General features: G+C 57.1%; 25 protein-coding genes and 2 tRNA genes. 10 read left to right on the forward strand and 17 right to left on the reverse strand.

Annotation, left to right across the window (positions count from 1 at the left end):
• From tuf to GH722_18520, 3 genes are all read right to left on the reverse strand, one after another.
• On the reverse strand, positions 1-124 hold a 124-nt coding region (tuf, locus tag GH722_18510), incomplete at its 3' end, for an elongation factor Tu (GenBank protein MRG73760.1).
• A 56-nt stretch (positions 125-180) separates the two neighbouring features.
• Positions 181-254: transfer RNA gene (locus tag GH722_18515), tRNA-Gly, on the reverse strand.
• Between the two features lie 37 nt (positions 255-291).
• A tRNA-Tyr gene (locus GH722_18520) sits at positions 292-376 on the reverse strand.
• 147 nt (positions 377-523) lie between these two features.
• Between GH722_18520 and rlmB the strand changes: the two genes are divergently transcribed.
• The 3 genes from rlmB to GH722_18535 are packed head-to-tail and all read left to right on the forward strand — an operon-like array spanning position 524 to position 2,856.
• Entirely contained in the window at positions 524-1,348 is an 825-nt protein-coding gene (gene rlmB, locus GH722_18525; GenBank protein ID MRG73761.1) for a 23S rRNA (guanosine(2251)-2'-O)-methyltransferase RlmB, read from the forward strand.
• A gap of 9 nt (positions 1,349-1,357) precedes the next feature.
• Positions 1,358-2,137 (forward strand): phytanoyl-CoA dioxygenase family protein, encoded by a 780-nt coding sequence (locus tag GH722_18530; GenBank protein ID MRG73762.1) that lies wholly within the window; start codon positions 1,358-1,360, stop codon positions 2,135-2,137.
• 14 nt (positions 2,138-2,151) lie between these two features.
• A complete protein-coding gene (locus GH722_18535; protein ID MRG73763.1) occupies positions 2,152-2,856 on the forward strand; it encodes a DUF1194 domain-containing protein in 705 nt (234 codons plus the stop codon).
• Positions 2,857-2,899: 43 nt separating this feature from the next.
• On the opposite strand, the gene GH722_18540 is transcribed toward GH722_18535, so the two are convergent.
• The 5 genes from GH722_18540 to GH722_18560 all read right to left on the reverse strand — a co-directional run bounded on the left by GH722_18540 (position 2,900) and on the right by GH722_18560 (position 8,070).
• The gene (locus tag GH722_18540) at positions 2,900-4,450 is read right to left on the reverse strand and encodes an ABC transporter substrate-binding protein (GenBank protein MRG73764.1); all 1,551 of its coding nucleotides are present in this window, start codon (positions 4,448-4,450) and stop codon (positions 2,900-2,902) included.
• A gap of 117 nt (positions 4,451-4,567) precedes the next feature.
• On the reverse strand, positions 4,568-5,737 hold the full coding sequence (locus tag GH722_18545) for a hypothetical protein (protein MRG73765.1): 1,170 nt from the start codon (positions 5,735-5,737) through the stop codon (positions 4,568-4,570).
• 14 nt (positions 5,738-5,751) lie between these two features.
• Positions 5,752-6,048, reverse strand: a complete 297-nt coding sequence (locus GH722_18550) for a DUF1244 domain-containing protein (GenBank protein MRG73766.1) — start codon at positions 6,046-6,048, stop codon at positions 5,752-5,754.
• A gap of 64 nt (positions 6,049-6,112) precedes the next feature.
• Positions 6,113-7,249: a carboxylate-amine ligase gene (locus GH722_18555; GenBank protein MRG73767.1), complete on the reverse strand. Its 1,137-nt coding sequence runs from the start codon at positions 7,247-7,249 to the stop codon at positions 6,113-6,115.
• The gene (locus GH722_18560) at positions 7,249-8,070 is read right to left on the reverse strand and encodes an N-formylglutamate amidohydrolase (GenBank protein MRG73768.1); all 822 of its coding nucleotides are present in this window, start codon (positions 8,068-8,070) and stop codon (positions 7,249-7,251) included. The genes GH722_18555 and GH722_18560 overlap by 1 nt, the downstream gene beginning before the upstream one ends.
• A 147-nt stretch (positions 8,071-8,217) precedes the next feature.
• Here GH722_18560 and pyk point away from each other — a divergent pair, with 147 nt between their 5' ends.
• Positions 8,218-9,636 carry a pyruvate kinase gene (gene pyk / locus GH722_18565; GenBank protein ID MRG73769.1) on the forward strand — a complete coding sequence of 473 codons (1,419 nt, stop codon included), beginning with the start codon at positions 8,218-8,220 and terminating at the stop codon, positions 9,634-9,636.
• 42 nt (positions 9,637-9,678) lie between these two features.
• Here pyk and GH722_18570 read toward each other — a convergent pair whose 3' ends face one another.
• The 6 genes from GH722_18570 to GH722_18595 all read right to left on the reverse strand — a co-directional run bounded on the left by GH722_18570 (position 9,679) and on the right by GH722_18595 (position 15,666).
• Positions 9,679-10,287 carry a hypothetical protein gene (locus GH722_18570; GenBank protein ID MRG73770.1) on the reverse strand — a complete coding sequence of 203 codons (609 nt, stop codon included), beginning with the start codon at positions 10,285-10,287 and terminating at the stop codon, positions 9,679-9,681.
• Positions 10,288-10,339: 52 nt separating this feature from the next.
• The gene (glcF, locus tag GH722_18575) at positions 10,340-11,626 is read right to left on the reverse strand and encodes a glycolate oxidase subunit GlcF (protein ID MRG73771.1); all 1,287 of its coding nucleotides are present in this window, start codon (positions 11,624-11,626) and stop codon (positions 10,340-10,342) included.
• Positions 11,626-12,828 carry a glycolate oxidase subunit GlcE gene (glcE, locus tag GH722_18580; GenBank protein ID MRG73772.1) on the reverse strand — a complete coding sequence of 401 codons (1,203 nt, stop codon included), beginning with the start codon at positions 12,826-12,828 and terminating at the stop codon, positions 11,626-11,628. The genes glcF and glcE overlap by 1 nt, the downstream gene beginning before the upstream one ends.
• A gap of 2 nt (positions 12,829-12,830) precedes the next feature.
• Positions 12,831-14,318, reverse strand: coding sequence for an FAD-binding protein (locus GH722_18585; protein MRG73773.1), 1,488 nt, complete (start codon positions 14,316-14,318; stop codon positions 12,831-12,833).
• 135 nt (positions 14,319-14,453) lie between these two features.
• The gene (gene rpmJ, locus GH722_18590; protein MRG73774.1) at positions 14,454-14,579 is read right to left on the reverse strand and encodes a 50S ribosomal protein L36; all 126 of its coding nucleotides are present in this window, start codon (positions 14,577-14,579) and stop codon (positions 14,454-14,456) included.
• 91 nt (positions 14,580-14,670) lie between these two features.
• Positions 14,671-15,666, reverse strand: a complete 996-nt coding sequence (locus GH722_18595) for a methyltransferase domain-containing protein (GenBank protein ID MRG73775.1) — start codon at positions 15,664-15,666, stop codon at positions 14,671-14,673.
• Between the two features lie 184 nt (positions 15,667-15,850).
• Here GH722_18595 and GH722_18600 point away from each other — a divergent pair, with 184 nt between their 5' ends.
• From GH722_18600 to GH722_18610, 3 genes are all read left to right on the forward strand, one after another.
• On the forward strand, positions 15,851-16,765 hold the full coding sequence (locus tag GH722_18600; protein MRG73776.1) for an EamA family transporter: 915 nt from the start codon (positions 15,851-15,853) through the stop codon (positions 16,763-16,765).
• A gap of 13 nt (positions 16,766-16,778) precedes the next feature.
• The gene (locus GH722_18605; protein ID MRG73777.1) at positions 16,779-18,533 is read left to right on the forward strand and encodes a tetratricopeptide repeat protein; all 1,755 of its coding nucleotides are present in this window, start codon (positions 16,779-16,781) and stop codon (positions 18,531-18,533) included.
• Between the two features lie 86 nt (positions 18,534-18,619).
• The gene (locus tag GH722_18610; GenBank protein ID MRG73778.1) at positions 18,620-19,228 is read left to right on the forward strand and encodes a hypothetical protein; all 609 of its coding nucleotides are present in this window, start codon (positions 18,620-18,622) and stop codon (positions 19,226-19,228) included.
• Here GH722_18610 and GH722_18615 read toward each other — a convergent pair.
• Complete coding sequence (locus GH722_18615; GenBank protein ID MRG73779.1) at positions 19,217-19,729, reverse strand: hypothetical protein; 513 nt, start codon at positions 19,727-19,729, stop codon at positions 19,217-19,219. The two genes, GH722_18610 and GH722_18615, sit on opposite strands and share 12 nt — an antisense overlap.
• Positions 19,730-19,890: 161 nt before the next feature.
• Here GH722_18615 and dgoD point away from each other — a divergent pair, with 161 nt between their 5' ends.
• Complete coding sequence (dgoD, locus tag GH722_18620) at positions 19,891-21,054, forward strand: galactonate dehydratase (GenBank protein ID MRG73780.1); 1,164 nt, start codon at positions 19,891-19,893, stop codon at positions 21,052-21,054.
• A 60-nt stretch (positions 21,055-21,114) separates the two neighbouring features.
• Here the strand turns inward: dgoD and GH722_18625 are convergent, their stop codons facing one another.
• Positions 21,115-22,077: a GNAT family N-acetyltransferase gene (locus GH722_18625; GenBank protein ID MRG73781.1), complete on the reverse strand. Its 963-nt coding sequence runs from the start codon at positions 22,075-22,077 to the stop codon at positions 21,115-21,117.
• A gap of 17 nt (positions 22,078-22,094) precedes the next feature.
• Between GH722_18625 and GH722_18630 the strand changes: the two genes are divergently transcribed.
• A complete protein-coding gene (locus GH722_18630) occupies positions 22,095-22,292 on the forward strand; it encodes a hypothetical protein (GenBank protein MRG73782.1) in 198 nt (65 codons plus the stop codon).
• A 3-nt stretch (positions 22,293-22,295) separates the two neighbouring features.
• Here the strand turns inward: GH722_18630 and GH722_18635 are convergent, their stop codons facing one another.
• Positions 22,296-22,889, reverse strand: coding sequence for an amino acid synthesis family protein (locus GH722_18635; GenBank protein ID MRG73783.1), 594 nt, complete (start codon positions 22,887-22,889; stop codon positions 22,296-22,298).
• Between the two features lie 212 nt (positions 22,890-23,101).
• Here GH722_18635 and GH722_18640 point away from each other — a divergent pair, with 212 nt between their 5' ends.
• Positions 23,102-26,287, forward strand: a complete 3,186-nt coding sequence (locus GH722_18640) for an MMPL family transporter (GenBank protein MRG73784.1) — start codon at positions 23,102-23,104, stop codon at positions 26,285-26,287.
• Positions 26,288-26,343 lie beyond the last annotated feature (56 nt).

Genomic DNA, 26,343 nt, shown 5'->3' on the forward strand with positions numbered 1-26,343 from the left:
CACCACCGGCTTCCGCCAGTACCTTCGTGATCGCCGCCGTCAGCGACGTCTTGCCATGGTCAACGTGACCAATCGTGCCGATGTTGCAATGCGGCTTCGTGCGCTCAAACTTTGCCTTACCCATGTGTCAATTCTCTCGTTTTGGCGGCCGATACAAAAATACGAATCTACCCGGGGAACTGGAGCGGGTGATGGGAATCGAACCCACATAACCAGCTTGGAAGGCTGGGGCTTTACCACTAAGCTACACCCGCCCAAATACCGGGCTCCGCACACCAGGTCGAAAGGCGATGGTGGAGGAGGTTGGATTTGAACCAACGTAGGCATAGCCAACGGATTTACAGTCCGTCCCCTTTAACCACTCGGGCACTCCTCCGCACGCCGCGCTTTCGTCCAGCGAAACGGAATGGCGCAATATGATGATTTCGGAAGTCATGTCAACAGACAAAGGACACTTGCATGCCGGATATTCCCGGATGTATTTGCGGTGGCGATTCAGCGCCCTTTCAGCAACATTACCGTCATGGCTAAACGATCAAGATCTTCTCACAAATCCGGCGGTGCTCATAGGCAGGCCGGTCGTGGCAATTCTCCCCGCAACAGTCGAGCGGCCTCAGACGGGCGGATAATGCTCTATGGCCAGCATGCGGTACTGGCTGCGCTCGCAAACCCGAAACGCCGCAACTGCCGCCTGTCAGCGACCCGTCCGGCACTGGCAAACCTGTCAGTTCCCGACAACTGTGAGGTACAGGTCGTCGAACGCAGCGATCTGGACAGCATGCTGCCGCCGGACACCCCGCATCAGGGGCTGGTTCTGCAGGCGACACCTCTTGAAGACGATTCGCTGTATGACGTTCTCGAAGCTCTGGGTGAAAATGAACCGGCGCTGATCGTTGTACTTGATCAGATCACAGACCCGCAGAATGTCGGCGCAATTCTGCGCTCTGCCGCAGCATTTGGCGCGACGGCTGTCGTCGCGACAGAACGCAACAGCGCCCTTGCCGGAGGTGCCCTGGCCAAGGCTGCATCCGGGGCTCTGGAAATTGTCCCCTTCTGCCGCGAAACCAATCTGGCCCGGGCCCTTGACCAGCTTGCAGATGCCGGTTTCTGGCGGATCGGGCTTGACGGTGAAGCCGGAAGGGTTTTCAACGGCGATGCAAAAACCACACGGCTGGCTCTGGTTCTTGGCGCAGAAGGTGCCGGATTGCGCCGGCTGACACGTGAACATTGTGACGAATTGGCCGGATTACCGATGTCCGGGCATATGGAAAGCCTGAATGTCTCTAACGCAGCAGCAGTTGCAATGTATGAAGCCCGGCGGGACAAGCTGCTCAACACTGATGATTGATTGCCGACAATGACGATCCAGCAAGACCTCAACACCCACCCCACCCTCACCGATGAACAGATCCATCAGTTCCGCGCTGACGGCTACCTGATCGTTCGCGGTCTGTATAATCCCGAGACGATGAAGGCAGTCTCCGACTGGTCGGATGAATTATCTGCCGGACCGGAAGAACCGGGAAAGCAGTGGTTCTACTGGGAACAGGATCAGCGCGGGGGCAACCAAAAGGTACTCTGTCGAATCGAGAAGTTCCTTGAAGTCCATCCCGGCTTCAACCGTTTCAATGACGGCCTGACCGGCATGGTCAGCCAGTTGCTGGAAGAACCTGCCCTCCTGTTCAAGGAAAAGATCAACTTCAAGCAACCGGGCGGAGACGGATTCAAGCCACATCAGGACAGCCAGGCCGGATGGGAACGCTATGCCGGATTCTTCGTCTCCGTGCTTGTCTCCATCGACAAGGCGACGATTGAAAATGGCTGTCTGGAAATCGCCCGTGGCTTCAACAACAGTGGATTGCTGAAGCGCGAGTGGGAGCCGATGACGGATGCAGATATCGCCGGCATGAACATGACCCCGGTTCCAACAGAACCCGGTGATGTCATATTCTTTGATTCCTATGCACCGCACGGGTCAAAACCGAATCTCTCGGACAAACAGCGCCGTATCCTCTATTTTACCTATAACAAGGCCGCAGAGGGCGATCACCGGGCGCAGTATTACGCTGACAAGTTCGAGAGCTATCCCCCGGATATCTGCCGCAAGGCCGGCGAGGAGTATATTTTCAGAGTCTGACATGCGGGGTTCAAATGCGCCTGACTGCCTTACTGCTGTTTCTGATCATTCTGTTCAGTTCGACAGGGTCGCGGGCACAATCCGCTGTGGATCAGGTGGATCTGGAACTGGTTCTGGCCGCTGACGGGTCGGGATCAATTGATGCCGGTGAATTCGCCTTGCAGCGCGCCGGGTATGCTTCCGCCATTACTGACCCTGATGTGTTGTCCGCCATCCAGTCCGGACGTTTTGGGCGTATTGCGCTGGCCTATATGGAATGGGGTGCGCCCGAAAGTCAGGAAACCATTGTCGACTGGATGGTTATCTCAGACCTGGCCAGCGCACAGGTTTTTGCCGACAGATTGCTGGCCGCGCCCCGCGTCGTCTACGGTTACAACTCCATTTCCAATGCTATCATCCATGCCAATGCCATGATCGTCGCGAACCAGTGGGATGCCCCCAGAAAGATCATCGATATTTCCGGTGACGGGCCGCAGATCAATGGGGAACCACTGGGGCCGGTTCGTGACGAGGCTATGAATCAGGGAATTACCATCAATGCGCTGGTGATCAAGACAGCCGGCGGCGGGTTTCGCGGCCCCGGCGGACTGGCCCTGATCGAACATTACCGCCGGGATGTCATTGGCGGTTTCGGCGCTTTTGCCATGGTTGCCGAAAGCCGCGAGGAATTTGCTCTCGCCATCCGCAACAAGATGATTCAGGAAATTGCCGAACGCTGAAAAGCCCTCCCCCGGAAACCGGAGGAGGGTTACTTCAGGTCCGTCAGTTGATCTTCACCCAGCGCAGGATGAAGAAATTATCCGTGCGCTGTGCCAGATCGATATTGGCCTTTGTTGCCCAGACCAGCGGCTGGATATGCAGCGGGACATAAACCGCGTCCGCCTTCAGGATATTGTGGACTTCATCCACCATTGCCTGGCGCTTTTCCGGATCGATCTCGCTCTGGATTTGCGGCAGAAGTTCATCAACCCGGGGGTTTGAATAGGCACCAAAATTCCAGGAACCGAGTTTCTTCTCGGAATTCGGTGTCGCCATCAGGAACCGGAAAGGATGTTCGGCATCGAAGGTTCCCGGTGACCAGCCCAGCAGATACATATCAAACTGGTCTGCCCGCAGTTCCTTCCAGTAATTACGTACCGGGACCGCCGTCAGTTCGACCTTCAGGCCAACCTTTGCCAGCATTCCCACTGCGGCGGCACAGATCGATTCGTCGTTGATATAGCGGTCATTCGGGCAGCGCATGCCAAATGAAAAGCCGTCCGGATACCCTGCTTCAGCCAGCAGGGCTTTCGCTTTGGCCGGATCATAGGCAAGCCGTGTGTCTTCTTCTTTGCGGTATCCGTTATTACCCGGTCCGATCAGCAGACCCGCCGTCTTGGCATTGCCCCGCATGATCTTCTTCACAATCGCATCGGCATCAATCGCGTGATAGACCGCCTGACGCACCCGTGCATCCCTGAACGGATTTCGATCCGTGATGTTGGAATATCGCAGGGCATCCGCTTCATGTTCAAAGCCGAAGAAAATCACCCGCGATTCAACACCTTCGACAACCTTCAGTCCGGACTGCGCCTTGATACGCGGAATATCCTGAAGCGGAAGCGGCTCGAAGAAATCAATTTCGCCGGACAGCAGTGCCGCGACAGCGGTCGCCGCCGAGGTGATCGGCGTAAAGGTTGCCCTGGTGATGTTATGTGCAGGCGTATCCCACCAGCCGTCGAAAGGCACCAGAACGGTCTTCACCCCGGCCTCGCGACTCTGGACTTTGAAGGCCCCTGTACCATTGGCATTCAGGGTGGCGTGATTACCCGTTTCCCGGCTCGGTTTCTCGGACTTGTTGGCCGTCGACCAGCCTTCATCCATCATCATCCAGTTGGCAATGGATCCGGGAAACAGCGGATTCGGCGATGTCGTCATGAAATCGACAGTATAGTCATCAACCTTGCTGACAGCCGTCACCGGGGCAAACCAGGAGCGGACATCGGAATCTTCTGACGAAGCCCGCTGGTAGGAGAAGATGACATCATCGGCGTTGAAATCTTCGCCGTTATGAAACTTCACACCCTTGCGCAGGTTGAACCGCCAGCCCTTGTCGCCGAGAGGTTCCCAGCTTTCCGCCAGTGCCGGTTCAACTCCCATATCCGGGTTTCGCCGAACCAGACCTTCATAAACATTATTCAGAAACCCCAGTACCGGCGATGTGTTCGTCGCATGGGGGTCCATCGTCACCGGGTCGGTTGTCGCCGCCCAGCGAAATTCCTTGGCAAAAGCCGGACCAGCCACCACCGAGCAGGCCAGTGCAGCTGCTATCATTACAGTCTTTCTCAGAGCCATATTGCCCTCCTTTTCACGTTTAAGCGGATGCTACTGCCGGATGCTCATGAAGACCATCCATCGGACATCACAAATCTGTGCAGAGGTCTGTCAGGATCAGTCGCCGGATTGCTGAAGTTCCAGTATCTGTCGCAGATAGTTGGTGTTCGATCGCTGGAGATTGCCGACGCTTGTTTCCAGATGAGCCTTTTCCATCTCCAGCCGTTCCAGACGCTTTTCCAACTGGCGCTGTTTCCGGAACAGCTTCTGATGGCTTCTCTCCGACAGCGAGTCAGCGGCCCTGACTGCCTGAACATCACCTTCATCCGCCAGATAAGGCGCCATCACCGAGCGGACGATAAAATCAACCGCGTCATCCTGAATATGAACCCGGTCACCGGCCCAGACCGCCCAGGGGTCAGACAACAGCGCAATTTCAAAACTTGGCAGGTAATCAACATTCTGATGCTTCTCGACAAACGCACCCGCTGCCGCCCGCAGAATCGATTTCGAATGCATATTCGCAACGGAAGCGTCCATCGGCCGGAAGGTCGCCATCATCTCAATCGGTGAGACTGTCAGCAGGATCTGAAAGTCGGGGTGCCCGTGGATATCCAGCAGAGCATAGATTGATTCGAGTGCTTCACAGACATCTTCAGAGCCTAGCAGATGAAACTCGAATCTGTCCGGTTCCTGATCTATCCAGCGCATCTGCGGTGACCAGTTCAGATAGAGACCAAGTTTGCTGTCCCACCAGGCTTCCGCCAGACCAAGGGTCATGATGATCGTCCGGCACCGGGTAATCGACCGGTTACATTCGTTCAGATAGTCCCGGCGCCCCAGCGCCGTCGCGACCGGAAACCGCCGCATCGCATAATGCATATGGGGATCAAAACAAAGACCGCGGCCAACCTTGTAGAGAGCCGCTTCGTAATCAGTCCGGAAATCCGGGTCGAGCGCCCAGCGAAACTCGTTCAGCATCGAAAACGGTGTGTAGCGGTTATCAATGCCCGGCAGAATCGCCAGACGCTCGGCTTCATCATAAATCCGGCGATTGATGACATCGAAGCCCATCATATCCAGATGACGTTCGACGTTACGGGCAAAGCAGGAACCGATCGTGAAAATCGATTCACCTGCACGCAACCGGTGCGAAGTGGACTGCACCGGTGCCAGCATGAACCGGTCCTCGGCCTTCACATCGCCGTCTCTGAGATGGTTCGTGCGACGGCTGTTATGCTTGAAAGTCCGGATGGCGTCAGAGGCGGATTGTTTCAAAATCGGCATGACGCATCCCCGGGTCAGCTATGTTTGTCGGCTTCCGCAAACTTCTTCTTCTGATCGGCTGTCGCTTCCGTCTGGTACTTATCCTTCCAGTCAGCATAAGGCATACCATAGACGATTTCCCGCGCATCGTCGTAAGACAAATCCAGCCCCTTGTCTTCTGCCGCCGCGCGGTACCATTTCGACAGGCAGTTCCGGCAGAAACCCGACAAATTCATCAGATCAATATTCTGCACATCTGTACGTTCACGCAAATGCGCGACAAGGGTGCGAAAGGCTGCGGCTTCAAGTTCAGTCTGTGTCTGTTTATCCATGATCATTTCCCCGGTTATATCAGCGGTAATCCTTTAGGTAATCGCTGCAATGATATCGACAAGATCAGAGCCCGGTCACCGTTTCCGCCATCAGCATATCGACGATGGCCTCAAGTGCCTCCTGGCGACTGGCACCGGCTGCAATGGCGGCATCAAACGTCTCGATCTGGCGATGTGCACTGGTGCCGCGTGTCAGGATATTCCGTGCATTGTTGACTTCCTCAACACAATCCAGCGCTTCAGCATCTTCGCTGATGAGATCGAGGATTTCATCCAGCAGCGCATCATAACCAATGACCGCCCCTGCCCCGAAATCGATCAGGCCCCCGTCAAAGCCGTAACGCTGGGCACGCCAGCGATTCTCTGCCACCAGCATGCCGCTGTAAATACGCCAGCGCTGATTCTGGGTCCGCAGACGGAACAGCATTCGCAACAGACAGACATAAAGTGCAGCAATCGTGATGGTATCTTCGGCCCGCGTCGCAATATCCGACATCCGCATCTCAAGTGTCGGATAGCGGGCAGATGGCCGGATATCCCACCACAGACGGGTCGCATCCTGAATGATCCCCGCACTGACCATCGAATCCACATGCCGCTCATAGGCCGAGAATGAATCAAAACGGTCCGGCAATCCGGTTCGTGGCAATTCCTTGAAGACGCTCAGCCGGTACGACATCAGCCCGGTATTCACCCCGCGCCAGAACGGTGACGAGGTCGACAGGCACAACAGGTGCGGCAGGAAATAACTGACCTGATTCATCAGATCGATCCGCATATCTGCATCTTCGATACCGACATGCACATGCATCCCGCAGATCAGCAGACGCCGGACCACAGTCTGTAATTCTTCCGCCAGCGCGTTATACCGGTCCTTGTCTGCATGTTCCTGGTCTGCCCATTCCGCAAAGGGATGGGTGGAAGCGGCTATGGGGGCCAGACCAAATTCCCCCGCTGTCTCTGCAACACAGGCCCGAAGGCTTTTCAGTTCGGTAGCCGCCTCCTTGATTGTCCGGCAGGGATTGGTCCCGATCTCAATCTGCGACTTCAGAAATTCCGGGCTGACCTCGGCACAGGCCGACGCATTGCAGCGTTCGACCAGGTCGGCCGGCGGGTCTGACGCCAGATTCCGGGTTTCCTTGTCGACCAGCCAGTACTCTTCCTCAATACCGACGCTGAATGCAGGTTCCGCATGTGCCATCAGAAATGCCTTTGCTGATAGAGACCGGGATCAGCCAGAACCGGCCCGAGGGAATCGAGCAGAATCATTGCCCATTTTTTTGCCCCTTCAGGCGTGGACACCAGATCCTGCCGGATCTCGATTCCCACATGAGGCAGATCATTGGAAAATCCGTGGCTGTTGACCGTATAGGCGACGTTACGTCCGCTGTAGGGCACATTATCCCCGACAATCAGCCCGTCGACCTGCGCCAGATTATCCATCAGCGGCTGTGCGATACGGCCATCATGTCCCCACAGAATACATATCTGCCAGGGCCGCCCGACCCCGGTCTCCCGCAGGGCCGGGGTGAAGGTATGAATTGAGACCAGCGCCGGCGGGCTGGCCTGCTGCCAGCGTCCGGTTATCTGGTCCCGGATCGCCTGATGATAAGGCTCCAGAATTTCCTTCTCCCGGAGACGCTTTTCAGCCGGGGACAATCCCTCGTTGCCGGGGATGGCGATAGCGTCACTGATTTCCGGTATTGACGCCGGTGACCCCGGAGGGCGATTGCAGTCGATCACCAGCCGGGAATAGCCGCAAATCACGGCTGCCGCATTCAGTTCGGCAGACAGATGCCGGGCAATGGCTTCCGCACCGATATCCCAGCCGACATGATCTTCAATCACCGAGCGGTCCAGGCCCAGATTGCCCAGACTGGCGGGAATGCGATTACTGGCATGGTCGCAGCACAATACCGTGCGGGACAGCCCGTCAGGATTAACCACGGTAACGGCCGGACCGTCTTCTGCGCCAAGGAGTGATGACCCGATTGCGCTTAGCTGATCGATATTTCCATCCATCTGAAACAGATAACCCGACTAACAGAGAATTGAAAAGCCGAGGAGTGTGGAGACACAACCGGAAGCCGTGTTATATAGCGTCCGCCCCATCGTAAATAACCTCTCCGCCGGACATTCTCCTGCGGGGTACTGACATGAGGAATTCCTATGCGACGTGCGAGAAATACGAAAATCCTTTCTACTCTGGGGCCGGCAACTGCCAATGAAAAAAGTATCCGCGCCCTCTATGAAGCCGGCGCTGATGTCTTCCGGCTGAATTTCTCGCATGGTTCACATGCCGACCACCGGGCGAATGTCGACACGATCCGCCGGATTGAAGCGGAGGTACAGCGACCGATTGCCATTCTGATGGATCTGCAGGGCCCGAAGCTTCGGGTCGGCAAGATAAAGGATGGCAAGGTTACCCTGAAAGAAGGTCAGAAATACCGTTTCGACCTCGACCCGACAGAAGGTGACGACAAACGCGCTCCCCTGCTCCATCCGGAAGTTTTCGCCGTACTCACGAAAGGTTCAATCCTGCTTCTTGATGACGGAAAGCTTCGGGCACGGGTCGACAAGGCCCTTGATGATGGTGCCGAGGTTACGCTCATGAATGGCGGCGTCCTGTCGAACCACAAGGGACTGAATGTGCCGAATGTGGTGCTGCCATTGTCTGCCATGACCCAGAAAGACCGGGATGACCTGCAGTTCGGTCTGGATATCGGCGTCGACTGGGTTGGCCTGTCCTTCGTGCAGCGCCCCGACGATGTTGCTGAACTGCGCAAGCTGGTTGCCGGTCGTGCCGCAATCATGACGAAAATGGAAAAGCCTGCGGCAATGCTGCGACTGGATGAAATTGTCGACCTGTCCGACGCTGTCATGGTTGCCCGGGGTGACCTTGGTGTCGAATGCCCGCCCGAAGATGTGCCGGCTCTGCAGAAAAAGATCGTCCGGGCCTGCCGGGCCAAGGGGCGTCCGGTCGTGGTCGCCACCCAGATGCTTGAATCAATGATCAATTCTCCGGCCCCAACACGGGCCGAAGCCTCGGATGTGGCAACCGCCGTTTATGACGGTGCCGATGCGGTGATGCTTTCTGCCGAAACCGCCGTCGGGGAATACCCGATTCAGGCCGTGGAAATGATGGACCGGATCATCTGCAAGACCGAGAACGATCCCTATTACCGGGATATCCGGTCTCATGAACAGATCGATCTGGAACGTACAGCCGCCGATGCCATAACCGCTGCCGCCCATCAAGTCGCCAATACGATTGATGCCGCTGCGATCGTCACGTTCTCCAGTTCCGGTTCCACCACCCTGCGTGCAGCCCGCGAACGTCCGGAAAAACCGATCCTCGGGTCAACCCCTTATGAGAACATTGCCCGTCGCATGGTGCTGGTATGGGGTGTCCATTCCAAGATCATGCCGGACGTGGACAATATGGCCGATATGGTGAAAAGCGCCTGTGCCGCAGCCCGTGACGAAGGCTTTGCCCGTCCCGGTCAGCGACTTGTCATTACCGCCGGCGTGCCCTTTGGCACCCCCGGTGCAACCAATACCCTGCGCATTGCCTGGGTTGGCGACTGACCTGCCTCATCCGGGGCCTGCCTGACAGGCCCCGGAATAGTCTCAGATACGCTCGCGCTTCTGAGCTTCCCGGAGCATTTCAATATTCTGGCGTGCGCCGGTGGCGTGTGGATTAACCGCGATTGTCTGCTCAAACGCCGCGATGGCCGCATCCTTGCGATCCAGCGCCATATTGATCAGACCAAGACCCGACAGCGCTCCGAAATGCCGGGGCTCCAGTTCCAGTGTCTTCTGAATATCCAGCACCGAGCGGTCATAGTCACCCATCAGGTAGTACAGTGTCGCCCGCTTGTTCCACCCCTCGGCAAACTGATCGTCCAACTCAGTCACCGCATCAAAAGCGGCCAGTGCAACGGGGTAATCTGCTTCATGCATGGCGCGAATACCGCGATCCATCAGCCTGCTGACATCCGGATCGTCATGCTGATGCCAGATCACCCATATCTGATTCTGAAGTATCTGAGCCTGTATGCCCTCAGTCGAGGTGCGCAGCAGCTTGAAAAGACCCGCAAGAGCAGGATCGTCCTGCCCCGCACTCGTGGGCATCAGCGGGGCGCTGACGAGGGCGAAGACCGCAATCCCCCGTATTGCCACCCTGCGAAGTCGATGAAGCATGGCCTGTATCTGTCCCATGACAGAATAGTTGGTCATGACGCTGTAAATCTCCAAGAAGGAAATTCAGCTATTCACGAACTTATGAGTTTTATCCGGCATTGAGCGGATCAGGCCCGCCCGTTCGCCAGTCGAGCAACTGAACCGTATGAACAATGGGGATTTCCGTGCCGGAACCGATCTGGGTCATGCAGCCGATATTACCGGCGGCAATGATGTCTGGATCAGTGCTCTCGATATTTCGTAGCTTGCGTTCCTTCAGCTGCCCGGCGATTTCCGGCTGCATCAGGTTATAGGTACCGGCTGATCCACAGCACAGATGCGCCTCCGGCACGTCCAGTACGGTGAAGCCCGCACGGGTCAGCAGATCCTTCGGCAGCCGGGTAATCTTCTGGCCGTGCTGTAGCGAGCAGGCCGAATGATAGGCAACCCGCATGGGTTCCGGCGAAGCGTCAACTTTCAGGTCAAGCTCGGCCAGAACTTCGGTAATATCACGGGCCAGTCCGGCGATCTGTTCTGCCGGCCCTGCCATCTCCGGGTCTTCGCGAAACATGAAGCCGTAATCCTTGACCGTCGTCCCGCAGCCCGAGGCATTGATGACAATGGCATCAACCCCGTCGCCTTCGATTTCCCGCATCCAGGCTTCGATATTTGCGCGGGCAGATGCATGGCTGTCATCAATCCGGCCCATGTGATGGGTCAGCGCACCGCAACAACCGGCACCACTGGCGATCACCACCTCGCAGCCATGACGGGTCAGCAGGCGTATCGTGGCTTCGTTGATCTCCGGTGCCAGAACCTTCTGCGCACAGCCGGTCATCAGTACCACCCGCTTGATCCGCTCACCTTCCGCGGGAAAGACATTCGGCTGATCGAAAGACGATGGAGACGGAATCGAGCGGGGCGCAATCCTGACCATACTTTTCAGACGCCCCGGCAGGAATCGGGCAAACGGTCTGGCCAGCATTGCCCCGATCAGCGACAGCCGGAACAGGGTCGGATTCGGCAGCGTGAAGGCCAGCAGGTCACGCAGACGCCGCTCCCAGAATGGCCGGCTGTAGGTCTTCTCGATATGCGCCCGGGCATGGTCCACCAGATGCATGTAGTTCACACCGGACGGACAGGTCGTCATGCAGGACAGGCAACTCAGGCAGCGGTCGATATGCTTCACAAAGCGCGGGCTTGCAGGCCGGTCATTCTCCAGCACATCCTTGATCTGGTAAATGCGTCCCCGCGGGCTGTCCAGCTCATCGCCCAGCAACACAAAGGTTGGACAGGTGGCCGTGCAAAACCCGCAATGAACACATTTCCGCAAAATCGAGTCAGCGACCTGGATATCCGGGTCATTGAGTTGGGTAATCGAAAAATTGGTCTGCATCAGACGCCCTCATACATCCGGCCGGGATTCAGAATTCCCTTCGGATCAAACTGCTGTTTCAGACTGGCCGTGATCTTTGCTGCGACACCGGACAAAGGCTCAAACGGCGGGACATTACGGCGTACCGGGTCCGGAGCACGCATCAATGTTGCATGACCTCCGCAACCGGCAACGGCGTCGCGTATAGCCGATGCACCGGCATCACCCGTCGCATCAACCGCCATCCAGACCAGACCACCGGCCCAGTCGAAATAGACTTCGCCCGGACAGGTTTCGCTGATGGCCGCCGCTGCAGTTGGCGGTACAGAGACGCGCCAGATTGCCTTATCGCTGCCAGCGAACCAGCTGGCGTCACGGACTTCGGTCCATAATGTTGCTGAGTTGTGACTGTGAAGTTCTTCCACCTCGCCAAATGTGCCCAGCAGCGCCTTCAGGGCAGCACATCGTGCCAGCACCGAGGGTGCGAAGCCTTCCACGCGTATCGCTGTCACGGCGCCACCGGCGCCGGAAACATAGGATACCCCGCTGCGTGCTGCGACCGTCGCCGGAAGATGAGCTGCCGATGAGACTTCATGCGAGCTTTGTATGGCTGCGGTCATGGCCGCGATACCACCTGCCCTGTCGAGTCCTTTGACAAGAACCGTGTAGGTCTTCTCCGGTGCTGGCAGAACCTTTACCGTGACATCTGTCATCACCGCCAGCGTGCCCCAGCTGCCGGCCATGACTTTCGGCAGATCAAAGCCGGTCACATTTTTCATGACACGGCCACCGGACTTGAAGTTCTCTCCCCGTCCGCTGATGCCGTGAAAACCGAGGAAATGATCCCGGGCAGCACCTGACTTGATCCGCCGGGGACCGGACAGGTTCGCCCCCAGAATACCCCCGATGGTACCGGCAGAGCTGCTGCCGAGCAGCTTGCTGAAATCAGGCGGGTCGAAATCAAGTTGCTGGTTGTTCTCGACCAGCAGCTGATTGATTTCCGCCATTGTGGTGCCTGCACCTGCCGCCAGAATCAGTTCCCCCGGCTCATACAGCGTCACACCGCTCAGCCCGGACAGGTCAAGCCCGTGTCCCGCATCGACGGTACGCCCAACGCTATCCTTGCTGCCTGTGCCGTGCACTGTCAGCGCCTGCTCGTTTGCCAGCGCCCACTGGATCATTTCCAGCACGGTTTCGGCATTCTCCGGTCGTAATGTCTGCATCTTCAGAACCTCGGCAGGTCAGCGAAGGGGATCTTGCCCCCGGTGATATGCAGACGGCCCATTTCGGCGCAACGGTGCAGGGTCGGATAGACTTTGCCCGGATTCAGCAGCCCGTCCGGATCAAACACACATTTCAGACGTTGCTGATGCTTCAGGTCGTCCTCATCAAACATCTCGCCCATCAGGTCACGTTTTTCCACGCCAACCCCATGCTCACCGGTCAGCACCCCGCCGACCCGCACACAAAGCTTGAGAATATCGGCCCCGAAATCCTCTGCCTTCCGCAGGTCATCCGGCTTGTTGGCATCGAACAGGATCAGCGGATGCAGGTTTCCGTCCCCTGCATGAAACACATTGGCGACGCCCAGACCGTATCTCTTCGACATCTCCCCCATCTCGGAGAGCACCCGCGGCAGCTCGGAGCGGGGAATCGTGCCATCCATACAGAAATAATCCGGCGACAGGCGACCGACCGCCGGGAAAGCGGCCTTCCGGCCCGCCCAGAAGGCCATGCGTTCTTCTTCGCTCTCACTGATTCGCACAGAGGAAGCACCACAGCTCTCGGCAATCTCGCGCACCCGCTCGATCAGATAGTCGACTTCAACCTCCGGCCCGTCCAGTTCGACAATCAGCAGGGAGCCGGCATCAGTGGGATAGCCGACATTCACAAAAGCTTCCGCTGCAACAATAGCCGGGTTGTCCATCATCTCCATACCACCGGGGATAATCCCGGCGGATATGATGTCACCGACACATTTTCCGCCTTCACCCACTGTCGGGAAAGCGATCAGCAGGGCGCGGGCGGTTGACGGTTTCTGGAGAATACGGACCGTCACTTCGGTAATGATGCCCAGCAGCCCTTCGGAGCCGGTGATCATGCCGAGGATATCGTAACCGCCCGAATCGAGATGACGGCCACCGACGCGCATCACCTCGCCTTCCATCGTGACAAATTCCAGCCCCAGAAGGTTATTCGCCGTCAGGCCGTATTTCAGGCAATGCACCCCGCCGGAATTTTCCGCGACATTGCCGCCGATCGAACAGGCGATCTGGCTCGACGGGTCCGGTGCATAGTAAAATCCGCGATGTTCCACCGCCTTGGTAAGCGCCAGATTGGTCACGCCAGGCTGGGTTACGACGCAGCGGTTCTCCCAGTCTGTCTCCAGAATCCGGTTGAACTTGCCAAGGCCCAGCGTAATCGCATCAGCCAGCGGCAGCGAGCCGCCGGACAGCGAAGTGCCCGCACCCCGCGGGACAATCTTGACCTTGTGTTCGTTGCAGTAGCGCATGATCCGGGCCACCTGATCGGTGGTCTCCGGCAGCACGACGATCAGAGGCAGTTGCCGATAGGCGCTGAGACCATCGCAATCATAGGCCCGCAGCTCGTCTTCATCGACGATGACCCCTTCTCCCGGCACGATATCGCGCATTGCGGCGATGATCTGATGTCGGCGGTCAAAGATCGACTGATCTGGTTTGGGCATCTGCATGGTCTGTTCTCCCGACGATGGCCTGAAACTGTAGCCATATTTAGACGAGAGAGATAGGCCACGACATTAATGGCCCCACAAACAAAAAACCGCGCCGTAAGGCGCGGTTTCCGTTCTGCGGAAGGATCCAGCAGTTCAGCCCTGACGAGCCTTGAACCGTGGATTGCGCTTATTGATGACATACACCCGACCATGGCGGCGGACGATGCGGCAATTCTTATCTCGCGCTTTCGCAGACTTAAGCGAATTCCGTACTTTCATTGCAAACCCCTGCGTCAAAACGCGGCTGTGTTCGAGAGCGGCGGAAAATAGGGGGTCGGCCTCGGGCTGTCAACGCCCACTTGACGGAAAGTTACATTACTTCCGCAGATGGCTTCATTGCATGATACCGATAGACCCGCAAAGCCCCGCTATCGAGCGCACTGACACGCGCCATCCAGTATTCACATTCCCGGATCATGTTCATCGCGAAACTGCGGTCAACCTTCCCCGGTGTCAGGCTGTCCAGCAGACGAAGCCAGCCAGTCAGCACCATCGAACGGTACTGATCGGTCATATCCTCGGCTACACGGACGTCGAAATCGCGTTCTGCCAGTGCCGCATGGACCTGTTTTGCCGTCCAGAGCGGGTTAACCACCCGGTCAGCGCTCATCCATTTACGTACCGTCTCTCCGGGATCGCCGGGATGCGCCAGAACAAAATCAGTGAACATGAGATGCCCGCCATGCCGGAGCGTCAGATGGCAGGCATCGAATACAGCCCCCTTATCGGCAAATTTGTAAAAAGTCTCGAAAGCATAAACCCCGTTATATTTCCGGGCTTCAAGCCTGATCCGGTCCGGATCGTACCAGCTGACCGGGGCGCGCCGGCCAAGGCCCTGCTTGATTGAAGTTTCCTTGCCGATTTCCGCCAGCGCCTCGCTCGGCTCCATCCCGGTCATCCAGACCCCGAATTCCTTGTTGATGCCGCGTACTGCGCCACCAATTCCAGCCCCGAGATCAAGAAAGCTTTTCTCTGAAGCCGGCATCATCGCCTTTACGAAATCCGTGGCGTAGCTGAGCCCGCCGGGGGTCAGCAAACCATCACCCCAAAGCCGTTCGGCCATATCCAGACGCCACTCGGGCCAGCGATCATCAAGGTCCGCGACGGAAGGAAATTCAGGTGCAGGCATCGGCAGATACCCGGCAGCCCGGGCCGCCTCGTCATGTTCCGACACTTCCGGCGGACGGTTCTTCGGCGTAAAAACCTCGACCGGCTGTCCGTTTTGCCAGACCGGATCCTGCTCTTCACCTTCCCACCAGGCGCGAAGCCGATCAACAAATCCTGGTCCATCACCTGACAGTTCCATCTGGAGTCGTAACCTTTCCTCTTCTGTCACCGTGTTTCAGGGTAACCCGACCTGCCGGATCATCTTTCCGCACGATTACGGAATCAATAGGGATGATCCACAATCTGCCTTGCAGGCTTGCAGGCCATCATCCGCTCATGCATGGTTTACGAGGTCGATCCCGACCCGCAACCGGATATATATCTTGTCACAGACTGAACCGAATAAGCGCGGATTTTCCGGCGCGGCCAAAGGCGCGCTGTTGATGATCGTGGCGACATTGTTTTTCGCCAGCATGCATACTTCTATCAAATATGTCGGTGAAATGGGAATCCATCCCTTTCAGATTGCCTTTTTCCGTAATCTTTTCGGCATGCTGATCATCATCCCCTGGATTATTCGCTTTGGCCTGCTGCCCTTCAAAACCGAACGGGCCGGGTTGCACGGGCTGCGCGCGATCATCAATGCAGCAGCCATGCTCTGTTTTTTTACCGCCCTGACCATCACACCAGTAACGGAAGTCACCGCACTCGGCTTCTCTGTCCCGATCTTTGCGACAATTCTCGCAACGATCATTTTCGGTGAAAAGGTTGGTATCCGGCGCTGGTCAGCAACCATCGTCGGGTTTCTCGGTGTGCTGCTGATCCTTCGCCCCGGCTTTCAGGAAATCGGCCTGGGTCAGTCGCTGGTCATCTTTGCCTCCCTGGTATGGTCGGCCGCACTGATGGTCATCAAGGTTCTGGGCAAAACCGAATCCAGCGTCACCATCACAGCCTACATGTCTTTGTTCATGACGCCCCTGACCCTTATCCCGGCGCTGTTTGTCTGGGTCGCACCGGAACCGCATCATTACATCTGGTTTATCGGGATCGGGCTCTGTGGCGGGGCCGGACAAATGCTGATGGCTGAAGCCCTCAAATCTGCATCGACCAGCGTCGTCATGCCTTTCGACTTCTTCAAACTGATCTGGGTCGCTGCAATTGCCTTTGTCGTGTTCGGCGAAATCGCCGACGTCTTTACATGGGCGGGCGGGATGATCATCTTTGCTTCGACGGCCTATATTACCTATCGCGAACGCAGGCAGGAACAGGTCATAGCGCCAAAGGCTGACCTGTCCTGAACCGGGAAGCAGAATGAATCGAAAACAACGCAGAGCACTGGAGAAAAAAGGCGGTAGCCCCACCGCCCGGCAACCGGGACAGTTTACCCCCGGCAGCACCGGTGGAACCCTGTCACATCTGCTGGCCGGCACACCGTCAAACACAGGCCCGTCGATTGCCGAAGCCATGGCCCGGGGCTATGCGCTTTATCGTGAAGGGCGGCGTGGCGCTGCAGAAAAACTGTTCGACCAGATTCTTGCCCGGCAGCCGGAAAATGCAGAATCACTGCATATGAAAGGCGTCCTTCGGTATCTCGAAAATGACTTTAACAATGCCGTTCAGTTTATTGAAAAAGCCGAACAATTACAGATTAAAAAAGACCCGAACATTCCTAACAACCTTGGCCTTGCACTGGTTGGCATGAAGAATTTCCGGGAGGCAAGGCATGCCTTCGACCGGGCCCTTTCCCTTGCACCGGACTTTGCCCAGGCCTGGCATAACAAGGCAGCCGCCCTGATCCCCGACGAACGGTATGAAGATGCCATCACGGCCCTCAAGAAAGCGGCCGGACTGCTGCCCGATCACCCGGAAACAGAAGCTGCCCTGGGCGATATCCTGCTCCGTCTGGGACAGCAACAGACCGCAGAGATCCATTTGCGCCGGGCGCTGGAACTGAAACCATCGCTGACAGAAGCACGGGCCAACCTTGCCGCCTGCCTGATCGAACAGATCCGGCTTGATGAGGCTGTTGGCGAGCTGGCAAAAATTATCGCAGCCGAACCTGCACATGCAAAAAGCTGGTTCATGCGCGGCACGGCCGAGGCTCTGGCAGGTCGTAAGGATGACTCGACCAACGCCTTTCAGATGGCGCGCGAACTCCAGGTTCAGGAGTTTGAGCAAAGAGGGTTTCAGCGCGAGAAGGTCTATATTCAGCTTTCCCGCCGCTGCAATCTGCGCTGTACCATGTGCGGCCATCACATATGGGAATCAAATGAAGGCTTCATGACTATGGAGCTGTTCGAGCACGCGCTTGATGAATGCGCGGCAAACGGGCTGTTCGACATTGTGATCCTTGCGGCACAGGGTGAGCCTTTCCTGCATCCGAAGATCTTCGAATTCCTCGAATATGCTGTCGGTCGCGGCTTTCATGTCGGTATCGTCTCAAACGGCACGCCCTTCACGGAAGAGCGTGCCGACCGGCTTGCCGGTACCGGTATCGATTTCATGCAGTTTTCCTTCGCCGGCTGGGACAAGGAGAGCTATGAGACGACCTATGTCGGCGGCAAGTTCGAACAGGTTACCCGGAATCTGCGTCACATCGCCGATGCACTGCAGAAGAAACGTTCCCGAACCCAGCTCACTGTCAAGGCCGTCACCTCCACTGACTCTTCAGACTTTGTCCGCAAGACACAGGAATTTCTCGATAGTCTTGGTGACTTTCGCGTACTTCCGGTCACACCGAACAATTTCGGCGGGACCATGAAAATCGGCAAATATGATGAGGAAACGGAACTCTACAGCTATCGCGACGTGAAACATTCGTCGCTTTCAGTCTGCAAGATCCTGACCCAGTCCGTCGGTATCTATTTCGATGGCCGGGTCACCGCCTGTGGCTGTTACGACGCCAACGGGCAATTGGAGATCGGCAATATCACGCAGGAAAGCCTGAAAGACATCATGCAGGGGAAGAAGTTCCGGCGCATCCTCAAGGCATTCGAGAAAGGCTCCGTCGGGCATATCCCGCTCTGCAACAAGTGCGATGACCCTTACGGCACGGCAAACTTCTGACGCGTGACACGGGCGGCAGCGAAGGAAATTATTTGGTTCTTCCCGGTAGTCTCCTGCCCCGATACCGCTATCAATGGAGATACTGAATGTCAGATGGACTGAATCAGGAACTGCGTGCGAATACATTGCTGTTTGTCTCCTCCAAATTCATGACCGCTTCCGGGATTGCCGGACTGGACGCAGGCAGTGCCCCGTTCAACCTGCACAAGCATACAATCGACGGAAATGTCGTCGCCCGCCTCGCTCCCTGGAGCGCCAATGCCGGCGAATTGCCGCTGCTGGGCTACTGGGTGCCACAGGGCGGGTCCTGTCTGGTTCCCGTGGATCCGGGTGCCCGGATCTTCGTCTTCACGCCGGATTTCAGTGGTTGTCACATCCGTGTCGACCAGATCGATGCCGGAAGCTACCGTGTCTATCATGTCCAGGGCGGCGGAAATTATATGCAGACGGAATATCAAAAGGGTCCTCATGACCACGGCCTAGGACTCGCCGGACAGTTGGATTTCAAGGATTACGGAACGGCACAGTTGCCCCGTGCGTTCGCTTTCCTGAAATTCGAAAATACCGAGTGGAAAATTTACTATCAGAGCCAGAACGGTGTCGGACTCGGATTTGCGGAGGGCGTGTTACGCGCCATCGGGCAGCAGACTGTGCGCGGTGGCGGCATCAAGAATGTGGCAAAGCTAAATGCCTGAACTGTCAGGTCCGGCATTGATCAGGGCGTCGATCTCTGCCTGGGTATTCGGCGGCGCCGCACCGTTGATAATCGACGCAATCTTCTCAAGCAGTCGCTTGATCAGGGTCAGTCGCTCATTGACCAGCAGGCGCAGATGCTCTGGCGGAAGGTCAGCCGGTGCGGCACTGATATCCTCGATGGCCTCAAGGATATATTTATCGACCCGCGCGACCAGTTGTTCAAACGGACCGATGACGATTTTCGGTGCGTTTTCATAGGCCCAGACAGCCAGTTGCCGGTCAGAGAAATTGCTGTCGTTAAAATGGTCGCAATAGCTCTTAGGCTGCCAGTCTCTGGCATCCTCAAGGATTTCAGGCATGTCCGGTGCCATTTCCAGCAACATGACCACCTCGTTAAAATGATTGAGGTAATCTGTCGCCAGCAACGACGTCCGGTTGATGTTCTTCCCTTCCACCAGACGCCGGTAGGTTCTGGTAAAGCGGAAGTCCCCGGGTTTCATGAGGAGACCATAGAATGAGGCAGCATTCCCCGCCATTGTGGAAAACCGTTCATCACGAACCGCATCATGGAAACGTCTGATATGAGTCTTTGTTCTGGCTGCAGCGATAGATTAGGTTCTTCTCAAAGGATATAATGACCGTACAAAAGGGAGGTTACCGAATGAAAATTACCAGCGTAAAGCCACTGCATATTGGCCAGTTCATGTTCGTCCGCATCGATACCGACGCAGGTATCCATGGTGTTGGCGAGGCCGGGGCCTGGGGACAGACAGAAGCATCAGGCGCCGCAATCGCCCGCTTTGCCGAATATCTTGTTGGCAAGGACCCGCGCGCTATCGAGCATCACTGGAACGTCATGCATCGTTTCAGCTATTTTCAGGGACTGGCCATCAATGCCGGCATTTCGGCAATCGACATTGCCCTCTGGGACATCAAGGGCAAGGCGCTGAATGCGCCGGTTTACGAGCTGCTTGGCGGACCAACCCGCGACAAGGTCCGGGTTTATGGCCATGTCTATGGTGAAACCATTGATGACGTGCTGTCCGAATGTGTCCGCAGAAAAGAGGCCGGTTTCACGGCACTTGGTCACCTCAATCCGTTTCTCGATGAAAAAGAAGACGCGACTTATTTCAAATCACATATCACCAAGATGCGGGACGCCATCGACAATGTCCGGCGGATGCGCGAAGCGGTCGGTGATGATGTGGATCTCTGCATCGAACTGCATCGCCGCCTGACCCCGGCTGAAGCCGTCGTCTTTGCCCGCGGTGTCGAGGAATTCACGCCGATGTTTCTCGAAGACCCGATCCGTCCGGAAGGCCCTGACGGAATGGTCCGGGTGGCTGACAAAATTCATATTCCCATTGCCACAGGTGAACGTTTCTCGACGATCTATGAATTCCAGGCGCTGATCGCCAGGGGTGGTGTTGAATATGCCCGCGTTGATCTCTGCCTCTGCGGCGGCATCACCGGTGCCCGCAAGGTTGCGGCACTTGCCGAAGCCTTCCATGTGCAGGTTATCCCGCATAATCCGCTGTCACCGATTGGCCTTGCTGCCTGTCTGCAACTCGATGCATCAATTCCGAATTTCGCCATCCAGGAATATGCAACCGGGTTTGAGGCCGGCATCATGAAGTCAGGGGACACCCATCTCGGGGCCGACATTGTCGATGATCTGCCGGTGCCGGAGAATGGTTTCGTTTCCATTCCGGACCGTCCGGGAATTGGCATTGATCTGGTGGAAGACGCAGAAACCCGTCGTCCTCCCTACGTGAAGCCTATCGTGATGCGGCCGCATCGCGACGGCTTTGTTGTCGATCAGTAAGCAACACTGAACAGCCGCTCCTCATTCCGGGGGGCGGCGTTCATCTCACCCCGGAGATATCTACATCCAGGTTCCGGCCGTCATATAGACGCGACCGCCGGTCCCGATCTTGAAGCGGGCAATTCCCGGCTCGCGCCAGGTATCAATTCCCCCCATATCAAGACTGGTAAAACCGTCTTCTGACAGCTTCAGCATCCCGCGCCACAGAGCCAGATTCTGTGAATTAACCGCCCTGCCGGCTTTCGCGGTCCAGCCCATATAATAAGTTGCTGTCTGGCCATGCCCCAGAAACAGGGCCCCGGACAGAACATCACTCCCCCGGGAGACTGTGACCGCCAGCAGGTCACGCTGGCGACGGACCAGCTGATGGAACGCCGTTGCAGTGGCCCCGGACGGACCGGAGAACCGGCGCTTGCGGCGCATCGCATCATAATGACGGACCGCCTTTTCAACGGCCTTTCCACCACGCGCAAACTTCACCTTCAGCCCGGATTTCTCAGCCTGGGACAGGGCGTTCCGCCACTTCCCGTCCAGTCCGGCCCGCATCTGAACCGTTGATGCCGTCAGGTCGACCAGAACCGTCGGGTATCCGGTGACGACCTGTCGCACACCCAGTTGCCGCAGCAGACTTTGAGCCTCCGGAGTATCCGGCAACTCCGGCATCCAGCGGGGAAACTGCACAAAGCCCCGCCGCCACTGCTGCCTGACCAGCGAGAGTGCAGCCTGTTTCTCATCCTCACTGGTCTCCGGCAGAAATACCGGGCCGCGCAGAATTTCCGGGATGGCAATACAGCCAAAAAATTTATGGATAAAAACCTGCACCAGACCAACCGGGGCCTCACCGGACATGATCAGCCCCCGCGTCACGGACCGGCCAGCCGCCAGCCGGACAGCCTCGCCATATGTCCAGCTCTGCTCCAGAACACTGTCCGGGATGGCATCGAACAGACGTTCCCATGCCGCCTGCCCGATGGCATCGAGTTCAAGCCTGACGGAGGCAGGATGGACAGCACCGCCACTCATGCGATACTGCTCCCGACATGTCGCGCAAACAGACCAAAGCCATCAATGGGGTCATCGCCCCCGGCCCCAGATTCACCCGTTGGGCGCTCTGGTATTTCACACTGCATGTGGCGATTCCCGTGATGTCCGTCGCCAGCCTGCTGGATATCGGTCTCTGGTATCTCTCCCGCTCCGCAGGAACGGGATGTTACGCCCTGCTTTGTTTTTTCCTGTAGCGGTCAACGCAGGCCGTCTTCACCAATAATATCCTCAACCTCAAGGCCCCCAACTCTCGGATGCGGGCGACCACCTGTGGTCATGGCCAGCCAGAATACGATTTCATCCGGTTTCGGGCCATCCGGCACCCCGACCTCAATCGCATCGAAATGACTGCGGACATAGCAGGCATCCTTATGATGCAGCGGAATATCAATCCGTACACCGGCGCCACCCATTTTGACCGACGACGGCACCAGCGACTTGGCGCTCCCCAGCAATTCACGCATGCCGTAGCCACCCGGCACATGCCAGAGCGCACAATGCTCCAGCTCACCGTTCACGCCAACAACCGCGGCCTTGCCATAGCTTTCAATGGCCGAGACATCACCGCCGAGAGCACTGACCAGCCGTTCCGACATTTCAAGGCCGAGCGGGTTCAGTGCCCCCATCATGCCCGTTATGTCCTCGACATACTCACCTGCGAACGGGTTCGCCAGAACCGCGCCTATGGCACCCTTGAGGATCGGGTCATCCCGTTCCGGACCCCCGTCATGGTTGATTTCCTCAACCGTCAGCAGAATTTTTCGGACATTGATCAGGTCACTGGACGTCATGCAGGGGTTCCTTCCAAAATTGCCTAAAAAATATGCCACAATTATGTGTTCACTGAACATGATATTTATTTAGAACTTTGCCCCAAATGTACTACATTTGAGACGATGTCCCGGTTCAGGAGCGTTGGAACCTGCCCGGAGGCAGCATTTCGCCATGATTGTGACATAAAACGCTGCACGATCTGCGCGATCCGGGGAGGTAAACCGCTGCCATGAACATTATCCGTCTGGCTATCAAGCAACCCACGGCGATGGTTGCCATTGTCGCCATGATTGTCCTGTTCGGCTTTGTCGCTCTCAGGACCATTCCGATCCAGCTGACCCCGGATGTCCAGCAGCCTGTCCTTCAGGTCACGGTCAACTGGCCAGGCGCTGCCCCTGCTGATGTCGAGAACGAGGTCACGTCCCGTCTTGAAGAAGAACTGGGTGGCCTTGAGGGCCTGACGGATATGGAAAGCCAGTCACAGCAGGGGCGCTCCCGCGTGACACTGGTGTTCTCTGTTACACAGGACATGGATAAGGCCTTTGTGCTGGTATCCAACCGTCTGATCGGCATTTCCGGCCTGCCTGCCGAGGCAGATCCGCCCTCAATCCGGACATCGGGGTCAGAGGACAATCCGATTGCCCGCATCGCCATTCAGCAACTCCCCGGTAACACACAGAATATCGAGAATTACGGCGACTTTATCGAAGATGTCATCATGGACCGGTTGCAGCGCATTCAGGGCGTCAGCCAGGTCTATCCCTGGGGCGGGACCGAACGCGAACTGCGGATTATAATCGATCCGGAAGCCATGGCGCGTTTCGGACTGACCGTGCCAAACGTCCTGAATGCCCTGCGCGGTGCCAACGCGTCGGTTTCCGCCGGATCCGTGGACGAAGGCAAACGCCGCTATATCGTTCGGACGGAATCAGAGACAACAACGGTCGAGCGGGTCAATCAGGTTGTTCTTCGGACCCAGCAGGACCGGAATCTCGGCGGGCTGAGCCGGGTGACGGTCGCCGATATCGGAAAAGTCGAATTCTCCTACAAGGAATCGACGAGCCAGCGTCGCTATCTCGGCAATGAAACTGTCGCCATCAACGTTGTGCGCGAACGTGGCGCCAATGTCATCGAGACCATGCGCGAGGTCCGTGCTGCCGTCGCCGAAATGAATGCCGGTATTGCAAAGCGGACCGGTCTCGAAATGACCATGATCTATGACGACACTACCTACATCGATCAGGCCATTGAACTCGTCACCGGCAATATCTGGCTTGGCGGTGCGCTGGCCGCGATGGTTTTGATGACCTTCCTGCGCTCCATAAGGGCGACACTGGTTGTCAGCCTGGCCATTCCGGTTTCCGTCATCGGCACGTTCGTCGCAATGTCAGCACTTGGCCTTTCCATCAATGTGATTTCACTCGCCGGGATTGCCTTTGCCGTGGGGATGGTTGTCGACGCAGCCATCGTCGTGCTTGAGAATATCTACCGGCACCGGCAGGAAGGCAAAAGCGCCCCCGAGGCCGCCTATATCGGTGCCAAACAGGTCTGGGGAGCCGTCTTCGCATCGGCGCTGACAACCGTTGTCGTCTTCATTCCTATCCTGCTGCTGGAGCTTACTGCCGGTCAGCTGTTCCGTGATATCGCCGTTGCGATTTCCGTATCGGTGCTGCTGTCACTGCTGGTTGCCATTACGGTCATTCCCGCCCTGTCCAGCCGCCTGCTGGCGAATTCCGGCAGCCTGTCCGGCAAACGGCTGAACCTGCCGGGCATTGATCATTTTGCCCGCTTTTTCGTTGCCTCGCTCAACCGCTATACAGGCTTTGTTTCCCGCCAGAAGCTGGCAGCCATCGCTGTTGTCACGGTCGTCGTCATAGGTGCCGGCAGCGCCACCTATATCTTCCTGCCACAGCTGGATTACCTGCCGGACGGCAACCGCAACTTCGTGATCGGTCGTGTCCAGCCACCGCCCGGCTATAACCTTGATGCCTCCACACGGGTCGCGGAAGAAATCGAGAAGTCGGTAAAATCGCTCTGGGCATCTGAAACCGGTCCGGCCTCCGAACCCGGCAGCCCGCCGAAAATCGAACATTTCTTTGTCGTCTCGTTCCGGGATCAGACTTTCGTTGGTGCAACCGCTGTCGAAGGCAATCGTGTCGGTGAACTTATTCCACTGCTTCGCCAGCCCGTATTCCGGGAGCCGGGCAGCCGCGGATTCATCACGCAGGCGTCTCTCTTCGGCCGGGGCATTGGCGGATCACGTTCGATCGAACTGGATATCACCGGCGAGAATCTCGAAGAACTCATCGCCTATGGACAGCGTGCCGATGAACTGATTGCGAAAATTCTGCCGCGTAAAGACGGTACACAGGTGCGCCCGCTTCCCGGCCTTGAACTGGGGGCCCCGGAAATCCGGGTCATTCCCAACCTTACCCGTGTCTCCGAAGCCGATATGACCGCGCGCGACCTGGCCACTACTGTCGATGCCTTCAATGACGGGGTCCGGATTACCGAAATCACCATTGGAGGCCGGCGCATGGACCTCATGCTGCAGGGGCCGGTGTCCAATGTTACCCAGACTCAGGGCATCAGTAATCTGCCTGTCGTCACCCCCTCCGGCGATATCGTCCCCGTCAGTTCGCTGGCAGAAGTCAGCATGACCGCCGGGCCAACCGAAATCCGCCATAAGGACCGGGCACGGGCAATCACCCTGCAAATTCGTCCCGACAACAAGATACCCCTGGAAACCGCCGTCGAGATGATCCGCACGGAAGTCATCGACAAGATGCGTGCCGAAGGTCTGCCGGACGACGTCAAGCTCCAGCTCTCCGGTGCGGCTGATGATCTGTCGGCAACCTGGCAGGCCCTGCAATACAGCCTCCTTGTCGCCATCATCATTGTTTATCTGGTAATCGCGATTCTGTTCGAAAGCTTCGTCTATCCGCTGATCATCATGCTGTCTGTTCCGCTGGCAACAGCCGGTGGCATCGGCGGGCTGGCTTTGCTGAACATCGGGGGTTATCAGGCACTCGACATGCTGACCATGCTGGGGTTTGTGATTCTGATCGGTATCGTGGTGAACAATGCCATTCTGCTGGTCGACCACAGCCTGTATCTGTTCCGGGAAACCGGGCTGAAAGCGGCCGATGCCATCTGTATGGCAACCCGCCAGCGGGTACGGCCAATCTTCATGTCCTCGCTGACCAGTATCTTCGGTCTGCTGCCGCTGGTCTTCATGCCGGGTGCCGGATCAGAACTGTATCGTGGCCTGGGTTCTGTAGTGCTCGGCGGCCTTACCCTGTCTGCCTTCCTCACCCTGCTGGTCATTCCGCCACTGATGTCACTGTTCATGCGTGAGTCATCCACCTCACCAGCTGTCACAGCCCTGCCGGAAGGCGCAGGCGCCGACGATTAACCTGACAGGCTGCTTGTTTTCAGTCTGACCAGCAGAACCGGCCCGGTGCCGGGCTA

It is taken from the genome of Alphaproteobacteria bacterium HT1-32, assembly GCA_009649675.1.
Taxonomy (GTDB): Bacteria; Pseudomonadota; Alphaproteobacteria; order Rhodospirillales; family HT1-32; genus HT1-32.

Bases quoted from the DNA above. Each gene is read 5' to 3' on its own strand.
- rlmB (MRG73761.1), top strand. From the start codon at position 524: ATGGCTAAACGATCAAGATCTTCTCACAAATCCGGCGGTGCTCATAGG.
- GH722_18530 (MRG73762.1), top strand. From the start codon at position 1,358: ATGACGATCCAGCAAGACCTCAACACCCACCCCACCCTCACCGATGAA.
- GH722_18535 (MRG73763.1), top strand. From the start codon at position 2,152: ATGCGCCTGACTGCCTTACTGCTGTTTCTGATCATTCTGTTCAGTTCG.
- GH722_18540 (MRG73764.1), bottom strand. From the start codon at position 4,450: ATGATAGCAGCTGCACTGGCCTGCTCGGTGGTGGCTGGTCCGGCTTTT.
- GH722_18545 (MRG73765.1), bottom strand. From the start codon at position 5,737: ATGCCGATTTTGAAACAATCCGCCTCTGACGCCATCCGGACTTTCAAG.
- GH722_18550 (MRG73766.1), bottom strand. From the start codon at position 6,048: ATGGATAAACAGACACAGACTGAACTTGAAGCCGCAGCCTTTCGCACC.
- GH722_18555 (MRG73767.1), bottom strand. From the start codon at position 7,249: ATGGCACATGCGGAACCTGCATTCAGCGTCGGTATTGAGGAAGAGTAC.
- GH722_18560 (MRG73768.1), bottom strand. From the start codon at position 8,070: ATGGATGGAAATATCGATCAGCTAAGCGCAATCGGGTCATCACTCCTT.
- pyk (MRG73769.1), top strand. From the start codon at position 8,218: ATGCGACGTGCGAGAAATACGAAAATCCTTTCTACTCTGGGGCCGGCA.
- GH722_18570 (MRG73770.1), bottom strand. From the start codon at position 10,287: ATGACCAACTATTCTGTCATGGGACAGATACAGGCCATGCTTCATCGA.
- glcF (MRG73771.1), bottom strand. From the start codon at position 11,626: ATGCAGACCAATTTTTCGATTACCCAACTCAATGACCCGGATATCCAG.
- glcE (MRG73772.1), bottom strand. From the start codon at position 12,828: ATGCAGACATTACGACCGGAGAATGCCGAAACCGTGCTGGAAATGATC.
- GH722_18585 (MRG73773.1), bottom strand. From the start codon at position 14,318: ATGCAGATGCCCAAACCAGATCAGTCGATCTTTGACCGCCGACATCAG.
- rpmJ (MRG73774.1), bottom strand. From the start codon at position 14,579: ATGAAAGTACGGAATTCGCTTAAGTCTGCGAAAGCGCGAGATAAGAAT.
- GH722_18595 (MRG73775.1), bottom strand. From the start codon at position 15,666: ATGGAACTGTCAGGTGATGGACCAGGATTTGTTGATCGGCTTCGCGCC.
- GH722_18605 (MRG73777.1), top strand. From the start codon at position 16,779: ATGAATCGAAAACAACGCAGAGCACTGGAGAAAAAAGGCGGTAGCCCC.
- GH722_18610 (MRG73778.1), top strand. From the start codon at position 18,620: ATGTCAGATGGACTGAATCAGGAACTGCGTGCGAATACATTGCTGTTT.
- GH722_18615 (MRG73779.1), bottom strand. From the start codon at position 19,729: ATGAAACCCGGGGACTTCCGCTTTACCAGAACCTACCGGCGTCTGGTG.
- dgoD (MRG73780.1), top strand. From the start codon at position 19,891: ATGAAAATTACCAGCGTAAAGCCACTGCATATTGGCCAGTTCATGTTC.
- GH722_18625 (MRG73781.1), bottom strand. From the start codon at position 22,077: ATGAGTGGCGGTGCTGTCCATCCTGCCTCCGTCAGGCTTGAACTCGAT.
- GH722_18630 (MRG73782.1), top strand. From the start codon at position 22,095: ATGTCGCGCAAACAGACCAAAGCCATCAATGGGGTCATCGCCCCCGGC.
- GH722_18635 (MRG73783.1), bottom strand. From the start codon at position 22,889: ATGACGTCCAGTGACCTGATCAATGTCCGAAAAATTCTGCTGACGGTT.
- GH722_18640 (MRG73784.1), top strand. From the start codon at position 23,102: ATGAACATTATCCGTCTGGCTATCAAGCAACCCACGGCGATGGTTGCC.